We start from the raw sequence: 12,924 nt of genomic DNA, 5'->3' as shown, positions 1-12,924 counted from the left end.
GACTTTTGCCCATGAAAAACATTCGTAGTATTTTGATATTGAGTCTAGGTATGACTATGCTCAGTTGTGGCACCCCACAAAGTGAGTTTGGAGTCTATCGTCAATCTGATGGCACGGTTGGGGTGCATGCCCCTAAATCTGCAAAAGATACTGAGGCGCAGGCTGCGGCAGTTTTGGAATGTAAAAAACTAGGAAAGCAGGGCGCCAGTATTGTCGAAACCCGAACAACTGTTAACGACCGCTTTCCTATGACTTACATATTTAGGTGTACTAGCTTTTAGCTTAGCAACCATTTCTTAATAGACTTATTGACACACATGGCATCTAAAGCAAGGCCAAAGAATTCTGATCCATTGGTGATCATGCTTTCAATAGCCTCTACCTTGCCCGATTTAATGCCTCGTAAATACGTGGCAGCACGGTAGCGCAAAAAGTGCTCATTCTTGCCATCTTCATTATCCGTAGAGCAGATTTCTAGATTGCCATAACGGGTTTCTGGGTTGATGTTCAAAATAGCGAGGCCTAGGGCACCGATTAGGCTCTCTGGAACTGGGATAGGGATGTAAGAGTAAAGAGAAAGCAGTTGCTCATCTTCATCTACTTCAATGATGTGATCCACATCAAATACATCTTTTTCTGTCAATTCAGTTTCTCCAGAATCGCCACCGCCAAAAGTGGATTCAAATTGCAACATGGCAGTATTGCTATCTTTTGAAATCTCAATCATGTCGGGGTAGCCCAGCAAGCCCTTCCACCAGTACATTAAGGAGAAGGTGCAAGGTTTTACTTCAACTAACCCTTTTTTGGTTGATTTAGCAAAGTACAGACCGTAAAACTCATCATCTTCTTCTAGCCCATATTGGTCTACCTTGAGCGGTTTAGGTTTTGCGACCTTAGGGGATTTTTTAGCAACTTTTTTTGCTGCGGGCTTCTTGACCGCAATCTTTTTGGCGGCTGGTTTTTTGACAGCCGGTTTCTTTGGGGCAACTTTCTTTACGGTAGCTTTCTTGACTACTTTTTTTGCTACTGTCTTTTTAGCCACTGCTTTTTTAGAAGTAGCCTTCTTGACAGCTTTTTTTGCAGGGGCTTTTTTTACCACCTTAGTAGCTACTTTCTTTTTTGCTGGTGACTTCTTTGTAGCCATGGTTTATTACCCTTCTTTTTGCTAGTGAATATGCTAATTGCATAAATGAATATTACTTCAATTTCAACATGCTTTTACTGATATTGATATGGGGATTTACCTTGGAATATCAGGGGTATTTTCTCCTCGCCAACTATATTTATCTTAAAGGGTCTCTGGGACTTGAATTCAGGCTGCATGTTGATACACTGAACTGACAGCATTACCTCTAACCCCACCTGAAGAGAGACCATGTTCCCAGAATATCGCGAGCTTATTAGTAAATTAAAAACATCAGATCGTCATTTTTCACACTTATTTGATAAGCACAATAAGCTCGATCAGCATATTCAAAGACTCGAGGCCCATGCCGAACCTAGTACTCCAGACGAAATTGAGACCTTAAAGAAAGAGAAGTTGCTGCTCAAAGACCAAATCTATGCGGTCTTAAAAAAGGCGAGTGCCTAAATCTGGCTCTGGCTTAATCGGCTCCATTTACAGCGTCACTTTTAATGAAGATACAAGCCAAAATTTTTGGCATTTCTTTAGTCTGCTTACTTATTCTTGGGGGCTTGGGGGCTTGGTATGTAGCATCTATGATCAAGCCCGAGCAGCTAATTAAGGTCCTTGCTTCATCGGTGAAGAATGCTACAGGGCGAGATTTAAAAATCTCTGGCCCTATTAGTTTGAACCTGTTTCCTAAAATTACTATATCGGCAGAGCAGCTGAGCTTGAGTAATGATTCATGGGCCACATCCGCCGATATGCTTACTCTCAAACGCATGGACATAAATATAAAAATATTCCCGCTATTGAGTAAGCGTATTGAAATTCATCAGGTTGAATTAAGTGGCCTAGAGGTATTTTTGCAAAAAAATGCTGCTGGCAAAGTAAATTGGGACATGAATATTGACCCCCCTAGCTCCTCTCTGCCTCTCGTAAGTAGTCAAGCTACCTCAACTCATGATGAGAGCGGTATTACTATGGGGAATATCTCAGTCACCAATGCCACAATTCATTATCGGAATGCCTCAGGGCAAGACTCCCTCTACCAAATCAAACGATTATCTTCGATCGAAAGCAGCAAAAAGACCTCCATCCTCCTTGACATGGACTATCAAGGTCTAGTACTTAGTCTTGCAGGTAAAACAGACTCTATTTCAGGGTTGATAAAGCACTGGGATGTCTCTCCCAGTCAGTTTGCGTTCGACCTCAAGCTAGGAGTGAGCGGAAAATCTATGATGATTCAAGGGGAGGTGATCAAGAGCCCTAAATCCTTGCCGATAGTTGATCTACGACTTACCTCCGATGCTTTTGATTGGCCTTCAGTAGGTGGTACGCCCAATATTCCAATACAGGGATCAACCAATCTATTAAATAAATCAAGCCAATCAAGTAAGGTTCAATTAGCCAATAAAAAGCCATCATCACCCTATTTATTGAGCGATGAAATATTGCCGTTTGATGTATTGCCAAAGGCAAAAGGCAAGATTGTGATCAAGATTACTGAGTTAGGCTTGCCAAAGCGAAAGCCGCTACAGAACCTCAGTGCCATCGTTCAAATGAATGACTCTTCGATCGATATTCCGCAGCTCATGTTTCAGATGGGTAAGGGTCAGGCTGATATTCAGCTAGGGTTTTCTGCCCTGGGTAGCGCTTCTCCAGTAATCACATCAAAGGGATTTACAAAGGATTTCACATTAGAGGATCTATTGGCCCGTATTGACCCAAGCTCTAAAGTGAGTGGCGGCAATATGAAGCTGGCTTTTGATCTCAAGATGACGGGTAAAAGTCTGCACCAAATGGCATCAAATGCCAATGGAAAAATTCAATTAGATATTAGTCAGGCCAAAATAGGCTCTAATTTTTTGAATGATGGTGGTGAACTCGTCATTACTCTGCTGGATGCCATCAATCCCTTACGTAAGAAAACAGCTGAAAATATGCTTGAATGCGCTGTTGCCTATTTGCCGATCAACAGCGGTCAAATAAATATTGCCAATACCATCGGCATTGAAACAGATCGCTTAAATGTGGTTTTAGCAGGTTCTATTAATCTGAAGACTGAGGGGGTTAACCTCACCATTGAACCACGGGAAAAATCTGGTCTCACTTCAGGTCTAGATTTGGCTGGTCTGGTCAAGGTGGGTGGAACACTATCCAATCCTAAGGCAATGGTTAACCAAGCTGGAGTAGTGAGTAGTGCAGTCTCTATCGGCCTTGGTTTCTTGACAGGGGGTGCAAGCATACTTGCTGAGAATGCTAAATCGCTCAGCTCGAAAAGTCAGCCTTGTAGAGAGGCGCTCCATCCCTGGGCTGATATTTATCCAGGGATGCAGTAAGGGCAGAGTGATTTAAGTGAGTAAGTTGCCAATAAAAAGACTGAATAAAGAAATAAAGATACTGGCAAAAAAAGCAGTCCAGAAACTAGAAATCGTAAAGCCGCTGACAAGCGCGGATACTAGCATCAGCACCAATGCATTCACTACCAATAAAAATAAGCCCATAGTAAGGACGGTCAGTGGCAATGTTAGAAGAATGAGGAGTGGCTTGACAACGGCATTAGCAAATCCTAGCAATAGGGCTGCAATCAGTAGCGATCCCCCATCCGCAAAGCGCAAGCCGCTAAAAATATAACTGGCTGCCCAGAGTGATAGAGAGGTTAATCCCCACTGGACTAGAAAAAGCGTTAAGTTACCCATAATGAGCTTTCTGTATTAGTTGGTATTGTTGAAATTTTATTCAATCGTATCAGGTGATTAATAGTGCGGGGGAATATTATCTTTTGGAGAGTTTCCAATCGAAGCATCACTACTTCCAGCCTGTTCCTTGATGGATTTCAGTTCACGGTACAAAAATTCAATTTGCTGCTGTTGCTTGTAGACCGTTTGATTGACTTGCTCAACCAGGTCTTCGGTAAAACTCAGTTTAATTTCGAGGTTAGTGATTCGATCTTCGGTCATTTCGATTCCTTTTCTGATGTATCGACTAGCTCAAATCGACCATCTTCCATTTCTGCTTGCGGACGTATCCAAAAGTCGTGTGATTGCATTGACTCATAAACATAAGCGGGCTCTAAATTCGCCTCGACATTAGCCAATACAACAAGTTTATAAAAACCACCAGTCTTCTTATGCCTGAGAGTATTCCCAGGTTTAAACAGGCCTTGATCAGCATCTGCCATTTTTGGTTTATTCATCTTGGTTGAATGCTTTCTTAGTATGATCTAGGTATGACCAATGTAGTCCCATACTCTATTTTAGATATATCTCCGATTCCGCAGGGGCATACTGCTGGGGATGCCTTGCGAAACTCATTAGACCTTGCTCAGCATGCTGAGCAGTGGGGCTATACCCGTTACTGGGTGGCAGAACATCACAATATGACCGGCAATGCGAGCTCGGCTCCAGCCGTCTTAATTGGATATATTGCCTCAGGAACCTCGCGTATTCGTGTGGGGTCTGGCGGAGTCATGTTGCCTAACCATGCTCCTTTAGTCATTGCAGAACAATTCGGTACTTTAGCTTCCCTCTATCCTGGTCGAATTGAGTTGGGCTTAGGGCGGGCGCCAGGCACTGATCAGCTAACAGCAAGGGCCTTACGTCGAGACTTGCAGGGCAGTGATGATCGCTTTCCGCAGGATGTGATGGAGCTACAAGATTACTTTGGCCCTATTCAAGAGAATCAAGCCGTAAAAGCTATTCCTGGGGCGAATACCGAGGTGCCAATCTGGATTTTAGGCTCTAGTTTGTATGGCGCCCAATTAGCTGCGCACTTTGGCTTACCTTATGCATTTGCTTCACACTTTGCTCCAGAGCAGTTACTAGATGCCATGCAAAGCTATCGCAGAACATTTAAGTCATCTGAGAAGCTTGCGAAGCCCTACTGTGCTTTTTTGATGAATGTCGTAGCAGCAGATACAGATGAAGAGGCCGAGCATCTATTTACTACTCTTCAGCAACACGTCGTTCGTATGCGCCGCAATACTCGGGGGCAGTTGCCGCCTCCAATCGCCGATTTAGATGATTTTTGCGAGCCACATGAAAAAGCCAGCGCTAGCAATACCTTACAGTGTTCAGCCGTCGGGTCTTTAGAGACCGTCAGAAAGCAGATGCAATATTGGCTCGATCAGACTGGCGCTGATGAAATTGTTTTTACTGGTCAAATATTCGACCACCAATCGCGCTTACGATCTTTTGAGATTGCAGCTGAGGCTGCGAAAGGCCTACACCCTAGCTCTAGCGCTTAAATGCCTCGTAGCGTGAGGTAATCACAACCTCGTTTTTGGCAGCAATGCTCGCTAACTTCAATATCGCTTTATCTTTGCTAATGAGGATGCTTGGCCTGAGTTGAAAGGCAATATCCAAAAAGATTTGATCATCGGCATCTTCACATATCCATGGTGCCATATCTAACTGTGCGTCATTATATAACTCTGCCATCGATCGCCATTGCGCCAAGATTGCTGCTTGTGACTCGCCGTTGAGCTGAAAGAGGGGGCGGGCGATCACCTCTGTGAACTCGTCAAGAGTCTTAGGGCTAGCTATTGCTCGAATAGCTTGATTAAGGACAGCTACTTTTAAATCTACAGTACTAGCATCATTGAAGACAAAAATATCTAGCAAGATATTGGTATCTAAAACGATAGGCATGAATACTGGCATCACCATAAATATTGCTATGGATTAGTGCGCCATATTTCTGGGGTGATGGTTACTTGACCTTGATCCGAAGAAACGTATGCTTCGCCATCTTGAACATTGATGTGCAGCACCATGCTCCGCTCAACAAGTGTATTAAGTTCTTTAGCCTGCTCTGCTGGTATCGAAATCACCTGAAGATTGCGAGCCCGAGTTAGTTTATTGGCAGTACCATCCCACCAAATTTTGCTGGTGTGGCCCCCATAGCAATAGACGATGACTTGTTCAGATCGGCCACATGCTTTCAGAATTCGGCGCTCATCTGGTTGCCCAATTTCAATCCAGAGTTGGATGGCATCGGTGAGGTCTTTTATCCAGAGATCAGGCTCATCGGTATCGCTAAGACCTTTGGTAAAGGCTAACTCCTCTTGTGCTTGCAGCGCAAATGCGATGATTCGAACCATCATGCGCTCTTCAGTTTCCGAAGGGTGTTTGGCGATAGTGAGGGAGTGGCTGCCATAGTAATGACGGTCAGAATCTGCGACGTGAAGGTCGACTTTGTGGATAGTTGCGCGAAGAGCCATGGCGCATTATCGCCTTTAAAATGGTCCTCTATGTCTATCTCCGTATTATTTCGTTAATTGTCTTCATTTACTGTGTATCGTAGAGTCCCATGATCCGCATTACCGAACTTCGCCTGCCCATTGACCATGCCCCTGAGGTATTGGAGGAGGCAATCCTCAAGCGTTTAAATTTACATGCCAAAGATCTTATAAAGACCGAGATATTCAAGCGAAGTTACGATGCCAGGAAGAATGTGGCGCTTGCTTTTATCTATACGGTGGATATATCAGTTAAGGATGAAGATCAAGTACTCAAGAAGTTTTCAAATGATATTCATGTCAGACCTTCTCCTGACACCAGCTATCACTTGGTGGCTGGTGCCTTACAGGTTCAGACTCAAGTTCAGACAGCCAATTTTCAGCGTCCTGTAGTGATTGGCTTTGGCCCTTGCGGTATTTTTGCAGCCCTCATATTGGCTCAAATGGGCTTTAAGCCCATTGTGCTGGAGCGCGGTAAACCTGTGCGTGAACGTACTCAAGATACTTGGGGTCTCTGGCGTAAAAATGTCCTAAATCCTGAATCGAATGTCCAGTTTGGCGAGGGTGGAGCAGGTACGTTTTCAGATGGCAAGCTTTATAGTCAAATTAAAGACACTAAGTTTTATGGTCGCAAAGTGATTCATGAATTTATTAAAGCGGGTGCTCCAGAAGAAATTCGCTATGTCGCCAAGCCCCATATTGGCACCTTCCGTCTCGTTGGAGTGGTTGAACGCATGCGCCAAGAAATTATTGCACTCGGTGGCGAGATTCGGTTTACCCAAAAAGTGATTGGCTTTGACATTCAAAATGACCAGATTAAGGGAGTCAAAATTGAAGGTCATGAAGATCTACGAGCCAATCATGTCATTCTTGCCTTAGGGCATAGTGCGCGTGATACTTTTGAGGCGCTGCATGAGGCGGGCGTCTATATGGAATCTAAACCTTTTTCAGTAGGCTTCCGAATTGAGCATCCACAGTCTTTAATTGATAAGGCACGCTTAGGACCGCATGCGGGTAATGAATACACCGGAGCAGCAGATTACAAGTTGGTATATCACGCTAAAAATGGCCGCTCCGTTTATAGTTTTTGTATGTGTCCTGGCGGCACAGTCGTTGCGGCTACTTCTGAGCCGCATCGCGTAGTCACCAATGGTATGAGTCAATACTCCCGTAACGAGCGCAATGCCAATGCTGGAATCGTAGTGGGTATCACCCCCGAGGATTATCCCGGTGGCCCACTGGCAGGTATTGCATTTCAGCGTGAGCTGGAGTCTAAGGCCTATGAAATGGGTGGGTCGACCTATGAAGCACCAGGTCAATTGGTTGGGGATTTTTTAGTGGGTAAGCCCTCTACGGAATTTGGTACTGTTATCCCGTCCTATAAGCCAGGTGTTCACCTTACAGACTTAGCAGATAGCTTACCGTCTTATGCGATTGATGCCATTCGAGAGGCAATACCTGCTTTTGAAAAACAGATTAAAGGTTTTTCAATGAAAGATGCAGTACTGACAGGCATTGAAACGAGAACCTCATCTCCTTTGCGTATTACGAGAGGCCCTAATTTTCAGAGCTTAAATATTCAGGGTTTATATCCTGCGGGTGAAGGTGCTGGATACGCTGGCGGAATACTCTCTGCAGGCGTAGATGGAATTAAGGTAGCCGAAGCGCTCGCACTGGACTACCTATCTAAATAATCAATACTCATTTGATCTAAATCAAAAACACATTAAAACACTGTAGTTTTTAAACCCATAAAAAATCTACACAGTCGTCACAGTTGATATATATCAACTAACGATTCTTGATTCGATTTGAAAATAGCTTGAGCAAATTGATAATAGAAAAGAAATATATGATGCGTTTTAAAACTTTAGTCGTAACCTTGGTAGCCTTTGCATCATTTATTCCATGCGTCTCTCATGCCCAATCTACTACTGATAATCCATGGATGATCAGAGTTCGTGCCGTAGACCTACTATTTCAGAACGGTCAATCAGGGGTAGCATCGACTGAAAATGTTAAAGCTAAAAATCAAGTGATTCCTGAGTTAGATATTTCTTACTTTTTTACTAAAAATATTGCAGCTGAATTAGTGTTGACATATCCACAGCAAGTAAATATTACTTCAGGCCCTGGAAGCAGTAATGCAGGAAAAATTACTGCGCTGCCACCATCGCTATTACTTCAGTACCACTTTACTGATTTAGGCGCATTTAAGCCCTACGTTGGCGCAGGAGTGAACTATACGATTTTTGGTAATCGATCTAATTTTCCAGCTTATGGCAATAGTATACAAATCGACCAGTCTAGCCTTGGCTTTGTTGCTCAGCTTGGAATGGACTATATGTTGGACAAAAACTGGGGCGTTAACCTTGATCTCAAGTATGCAACCATGAGCACTAATATCACTACAGTATCTGATGGCGCTAATATTGGTAAGTTAACTTTAAACCCATGGATGCCGGCGGTTGGAGTGACCTATAAGTTTTAATGGTGCAACAGCTAAGAGTATTAAAGTAAGGCCCTGCACGCAGGGGTTTTTTATTGAATAAGATAATCTATTAATTGATTAAAATGATTTTGGTCAAACTGAAGGTTATCAAAGCGCTTGATATATGGATGACTCGGTGGATTAATTCTTCGTTGAATATATTGATCCCATTGCTGTAACTTCCACTCATCGCGAGGGTCTGCGCGCTTTTCTATGCGTCGCTTAGCTTCCTCCTCGTCTAAATCAATCCAAGCAACTTTAATGCTGGTTTCTGGGGGTACTCCCAATAAGGCCGGGTTAAACATTCTCCCACTTTGAATTTCAGTGGAAAAAGGACCCACCAGAATTACATTGACCCCAAGCTGGAGATTTTCTTTTGCAATAGCAATCAGGCCAGCGTATTCCCAGTCCCTTATATTTTTGAGATAGAAGGGACTGTCACGATCGTTTGGATTGTTGGTTGTGAGCTCCATCACGTGCGAGCTATAGGCACCGTAAGCTGTATCCTTATCAAGAAAGAAAAAAGTCTCCCCTGTTTTTTCAATGATTAAGGGCAAAGCTTTTTTAGCTAAGGTTGACTTACCTGTGCCGGCATGGCCGGCAAAGAGAATAAGGCGCGGTGAGGCGGGGTTTAATTGACAGGTCATGGATTTTTTATTGAGTGTGATTGCCTATAGCCTACCAATAAATTCTACCTCTCAAGCCCATATTGATTGAAAATCATCCCGCTTTGTCCGAAGTAGCGATAATGTCGCCATGGCTTTAATCGTACTCACTGATGCAAAACTGGCTTTTGGCCACGTTGACCTCCTCGCAAACACGGCTTTTTCCCTGGAATCCGGGGAGCGGGTTGGCTTAATTGGCCGAAACGGCACTGGTAAATCTTCTTTATTAAAGATTTTGGCCGGCCTAGAAAAACTGGATGACGGACTCTTGCAATATCAACAAGGGCTTCGTATTGCTTACGTTCCTCAGGAGCCTTTATTTGAGGCTGAAGAGACTATCTTTGAGGCTGTATCTAAAGGTGTTGCTTTAGCGAAGTCTCTCAGAGAAGAATACGAGGCGCTGAGCGTAGGGGAATGGGATGATGTTTCTCAACATCGTATGGATGAAGTGCAGTCTCAATTAGAAGCCTTGAGTGGTTGGAATTGGGAGCAGCGTGTGCATGAGACCTTGGATCGATTACATCTCCAGGATGACCTCAAAATTAGCACCTTATCCGGCGGTACTAAAAAGCGCGTAGCACTCGCACGCGCTTTAGTGGAAATGCCAGACGTACTGATATTGGATGAGCCGACTAACCATTTGGACTTAGATTCGATTGCTTGGTTGGAAGAGCTTCTTAAAGAATATCAAGGCTCTGTCATATTGGTAACCCATGACCGTGCTTTTTTAGATAATGTCTGCACACAAATTGTAGAGCTCGACCGTGGAATTTTACGAAGCTATCCTGGAAACTTTTCTGCCTATGAGCTTCTTAAAGATCAAGAACTCAACTCTGAGTCCTTAGCGAATGCACGAGCGGATAAATTATTGGCTCAAGAAGAGGTTTGGATTCGGAAAGGGGTGGAGGCGAGGCGGACACGAAGTGTTGCCCGTATTGCGCGCCTTGAAAACCTCCGCAACAGCCGTGCGCAAAGACGGGATACGATGGGCCAGGTGAAGCTAGCAGTATCTGCTGGCGACCGAAGCGGCAAGATTGTGGCGGACTTACAAAATGTTTCTAAGTCTTATGGCCGCCCGATTGTTCAAGATTTCACAGCAACGATTCTGCGTGGCGACAAAGTCGGCTTATTAGGCCCAAATGGTGCTGGGAAGACAACGCTACTCAAGTTAATTTTAGGAACTATTGCTCCGGATTCTGGCACTGCAACCATGGGCACAAGAATTGAAGTGGCTTATTTTGATCAGATGCGCGAGGGCCTAGATCTCAATGCATCCCTTGAGGATTACATTAGTCCTGGGAGTGAGTGGATTGAGATTAATGGCAACAAAAAGCATGTGAAGAGTTATTTAAGTGATTTCTTATTCGCACCCGAGCGTACTAATTCACCTGTTAGTACTTTATCTGGTGGTGAACGTAATCGATTGCTGCTTGCCCGCCTATTTGCAAGGCCAGCCAATGTGTTGGTTTTGGATGAGCCAACTAATGACTTAGATATCGATACATTGGACTTGCTAGAGCAATTGCTACAAGAATATAAAGGTACCGTATTCTTGGTGAGTCATGATCGCTATTTCTTAGATAACGTAGTGACCAGTATTATTGCGAATGAGGGCGAAGGATTCTGGCGTGAGTATGAAGGTGGTTACGAGGACTGGAAGATTCAAAAAGCACGCTCAGACAAAATTCGTGCAGCCAATGGCGGATCCAAACCCATAGAAAAGACAGAGCCAAAACCAGGGGCTAAGGAAGTGAAGGCGGTTGCACCTAAGAGCCAAGCCCAAAAGCTCAATGGGAAAGAGCGTCAAGAGCTGGAAACTTTACCTTTGCAAATTGAAGCTTTGGAGACTGAGCAGGCTAATATTGGACTTGCTATGAGCAATCCAGATCTTTATAAAAATGAGCCAGAGTGCGCAGCTGGCATGCAGGCCCGTTTATCAGAGCTGACCGCTGATCTAGAGCTCAAATTGCAGCGTTGGGAATTGCTATTAAGTCGCTCTGAATCTTAAAGCCTTGGAGATCTTTTAGTCCCGATTTTCGCGATGCAATTGATTTCGTAAACGGGTAATTTCATCTAGCAGATCCAGTGCTAAAGCGACTCCGGAAACATTGAGCTCAAGATCGTGTGTTAGATGAGCTGCAGTTCTTGCTCGCTTGAGTGCATCTCCGCTAAAACGCCAGTCTTCAGGTGAGCAGCCCGCAGGGCTTAGAACACCCTCGGATACCCAGGCCATAATCAGATCTTGAGGTGCCCGTGTAGCTTGTGAAATTTCGATAATGCTCATATGCACCTCATCTTCAATCACAGTGCCTTCTATCCAGGTAATTTGGGTCTGTGTCATATTCATCATCCCTTCAAGTGTGTTCTGGGGTTGAAATCAAATGCTTTTTCAAATGCTTGATACGCCTCTTTATGCGCATCTGTATCTGTACTAGGTAATGCAATGCTGGGGACAACATAAAGATCTCCCGCCTCTTTACTTGGAATACCTTTACCTTTGAGACGCATTTTTTTACCCGCTGCAGTGCCTGCGGGGATTGTTAACTCTAGAGTAGATCCAGCAGGGGTAGGAATGTTCACTGTTTTGCCTAGCGCTGCTTCCCAAGGTGCTAACGGTAAATCAAGATAGACATCTTTTCCATCAACGCGATAAATAGGGTTAGGGTGAAAATCAATTTCTAAATACAAATCCCCCGCACCCCCTTCGCCTACACCTGGACCGCCTTGACCTGCAAGACGTAAATTTTGCCCTGCTTTAATACCTTTTGGAATACTCACATCTAGCTTACGTTCTTGGCTAGTGACATGGCCGCTAGGATCCTGCACTGGCATTTGTAATGAAATAGTCCGTTTCGCACCGTTATAAGCATCACTTAAATCAATCAATATCTTAGCGCGATGATCTTGGCCTTTAAAGTGCATACCTTGGCGAGCATTTCCGCGCTGACTTCCTTGCTGCGCTCTACCTCTCCCAAAAAGGGATTCGAAGAACTCACTTTGATTACCTTCATAGCCGCCGCCGTAACCACTCTGACCGCCACCAAAGCCACTATCTGAATATTCAAACCCTTCATTCCAATTTGGGGGTGGCGTAAAGTCTTGACCATTTTTCCAATTAGCGCCCATGCGATCGTAGGCGGCTCGCTTTTCAGTATCTTTTAAGACGGCATAGGCCTCACCAAGCTCTTTAAACTGATCTTCTGCACCCGCTTCTTTATTCACATCTGGATGGTATTTGCGCGCTAACTTTCGGTAGGCTGTTTTGATTTCTGCTTCGCTAGCGCCACGCGCTACTCCAAGCGTTTCGTAATAATCTCTAAATTTCATAATTCAGAATATACCCTGTTTAAATCTCAATTAAATTCATAGAACTCATTCTACAGTTCATTAGGATAAAGAAAAA

The 12,924-nt window shown here is 44.1% G+C and carries 16 protein-coding genes; 7 read left to right on the top strand and 9 right to left on the bottom strand.

Annotation, left to right across the window (positions count from 1 at the left end):
• The first annotated feature begins 11 nt into the window (after positions 1-11).
• Positions 12-281 (top strand): hypothetical protein, encoded by a 270-nt coding sequence (locus DCO16_RS02445; RefSeq protein ID WP_173942191.1) that lies wholly within the window; start codon positions 12-14, stop codon positions 279-281.
• On the opposite strand, the gene DCO16_RS02440 is transcribed toward DCO16_RS02445, so the two are convergent.
• Positions 278-1,144, bottom strand: a complete 867-nt coding sequence (locus DCO16_RS02440) for a hypothetical protein (RefSeq protein ID WP_173942190.1) — start codon at positions 1,142-1,144, stop codon at positions 278-280. The two genes, DCO16_RS02445 and DCO16_RS02440, sit on opposite strands and share 4 nt — an antisense overlap.
• 231 nt (positions 1,145-1,375) lie before the next feature.
• Here DCO16_RS02440 and DCO16_RS02435 point away from each other — a divergent pair, with 231 nt between their 5' ends.
• Positions 1,376-1,591, top strand: a complete 216-nt coding sequence (locus DCO16_RS02435; RefSeq protein ID WP_173942189.1) for an HP1242/YdcH family protein — start codon at positions 1,376-1,378, stop codon at positions 1,589-1,591.
• A gap of 44 nt (positions 1,592-1,635) precedes the next feature.
• Positions 1,636-3,465, top strand: a complete 1,830-nt coding sequence (locus DCO16_RS02430; protein WP_173942188.1) for an AsmA family protein — start codon at positions 1,636-1,638, stop codon at positions 3,463-3,465.
• Positions 3,466-3,477: 12 nt separating this feature from the next.
• Here DCO16_RS02430 and DCO16_RS02425 read toward each other — a convergent pair whose 3' ends face one another.
• Genes DCO16_RS02425 through DCO16_RS02415 form a run of 3 tightly spaced genes read right to left on the bottom strand, consistent with a single transcriptional unit; the run spans position 3,478 to position 4,322 of the window.
• Positions 3,478-3,828, bottom strand: a complete 351-nt coding sequence (locus DCO16_RS02425) for a phage holin family protein (RefSeq protein ID WP_173943735.1) — start codon at positions 3,826-3,828, stop codon at positions 3,478-3,480.
• 54 nt (positions 3,829-3,882) lie between these two features.
• On the bottom strand, positions 3,883-4,086 hold the full coding sequence (locus DCO16_RS02420) for a SlyX family protein (protein WP_173942187.1): 204 nt from the start codon (positions 4,084-4,086) through the stop codon (positions 3,883-3,885).
• Complete coding sequence (locus DCO16_RS02415) at positions 4,083-4,322, bottom strand: hypothetical protein (protein WP_173942186.1); 240 nt, start codon at positions 4,320-4,322, stop codon at positions 4,083-4,085. Before DCO16_RS02415 ends, DCO16_RS02420 begins: the two co-directional genes overlap by 4 nt.
• A gap of 33 nt (positions 4,323-4,355) precedes the next feature.
• On the opposite strand from DCO16_RS02415, the gene DCO16_RS02410 reads away from it, so the two are divergent.
• Positions 4,356-5,372, top strand: coding sequence for an LLM class flavin-dependent oxidoreductase (locus DCO16_RS02410; protein ID WP_173942185.1), 1,017 nt, complete (start codon positions 4,356-4,358; stop codon positions 5,370-5,372).
• On the opposite strand, the gene DCO16_RS02405 is transcribed toward DCO16_RS02410, so the two are convergent.
• Both DCO16_RS02405 and DCO16_RS02400 read right to left on the bottom strand, forming a co-directional pair.
• Positions 5,362-5,775, bottom strand: coding sequence for a putative toxin-antitoxin system toxin component, PIN family (locus DCO16_RS02405; RefSeq protein WP_173942184.1), 414 nt, complete (start codon positions 5,773-5,775; stop codon positions 5,362-5,364). The two genes, DCO16_RS02410 and DCO16_RS02405, sit on opposite strands and share 11 nt — an antisense overlap.
• Before the next feature lie 26 nt (positions 5,776-5,801).
• Positions 5,802-6,347: a YaeQ family protein gene (locus tag DCO16_RS02400; RefSeq protein WP_173942183.1), complete on the bottom strand. Its 546-nt coding sequence runs from the start codon at positions 6,345-6,347 to the stop codon at positions 5,802-5,804.
• Positions 6,348-6,436: 89 nt separating this feature from the next.
• On the opposite strand from DCO16_RS02400, the gene DCO16_RS02395 reads away from it, so the two are divergent.
• Both DCO16_RS02395 and DCO16_RS02390 read left to right on the top strand, forming a co-directional pair.
• Positions 6,437-8,059 (top strand): NAD(P)/FAD-dependent oxidoreductase, encoded by a 1,623-nt coding sequence (locus tag DCO16_RS02395; protein ID WP_173942182.1) that lies wholly within the window; start codon positions 6,437-6,439, stop codon positions 8,057-8,059.
• A gap of 158 nt (positions 8,060-8,217) precedes the next feature.
• Positions 8,218-8,856 carry an OmpW/AlkL family protein gene (locus tag DCO16_RS02390; protein WP_254598078.1) on the top strand — a complete coding sequence of 213 codons (639 nt, stop codon included), beginning with the start codon at positions 8,218-8,220 and terminating at the stop codon, positions 8,854-8,856.
• A 50-nt stretch (positions 8,857-8,906) separates the two neighbouring features.
• Here DCO16_RS02390 and DCO16_RS02385 read toward each other — a convergent pair whose 3' ends face one another.
• Positions 8,907-9,503: a P-loop nucleotide/nucleoside kinase family protein gene (locus tag DCO16_RS02385; RefSeq protein ID WP_173942181.1), complete on the bottom strand. Its 597-nt coding sequence runs from the start codon at positions 9,501-9,503 to the stop codon at positions 8,907-8,909.
• A 109-nt stretch (positions 9,504-9,612) separates the two neighbouring features.
• Here DCO16_RS02385 and DCO16_RS02380 point away from each other — a divergent pair, with 109 nt between their 5' ends.
• Positions 9,613-11,529: an ATP-binding cassette domain-containing protein gene (locus tag DCO16_RS02380; protein WP_173942180.1), complete on the top strand. Its 1,917-nt coding sequence runs from the start codon at positions 9,613-9,615 to the stop codon at positions 11,527-11,529.
• A gap of 15 nt (positions 11,530-11,544) precedes the next feature.
• On the opposite strand, the gene DCO16_RS02375 is transcribed toward DCO16_RS02380, so the two are convergent.
• Together DCO16_RS02375 and DCO16_RS02370 are read right to left on the bottom strand one after the other, a co-directional pair.
• A complete protein-coding gene (locus tag DCO16_RS02375) occupies positions 11,545-11,862 on the bottom strand; it encodes a chaperone modulator CbpM (protein WP_173942179.1) in 318 nt (105 codons plus the stop codon).
• A gap of 5 nt (positions 11,863-11,867) precedes the next feature.
• Positions 11,868-12,848 carry a DnaJ C-terminal domain-containing protein gene (locus tag DCO16_RS02370; RefSeq protein WP_173942178.1) on the bottom strand — a complete coding sequence of 327 codons (981 nt, stop codon included), beginning with the start codon at positions 12,846-12,848 and terminating at the stop codon, positions 11,868-11,870.
• Positions 12,849-12,924 lie beyond the last annotated feature (76 nt).

Origin of the sequence: Polynucleobacter antarcticus, assembly GCF_013307245.1 — a bacterium.
GTDB lineage: Bacteria > Pseudomonadota > Gammaproteobacteria > Burkholderiales > Burkholderiaceae > Polynucleobacter > Polynucleobacter antarcticus.
This window is presented reverse-complemented; position numbering and strand designations above follow the sequence as displayed.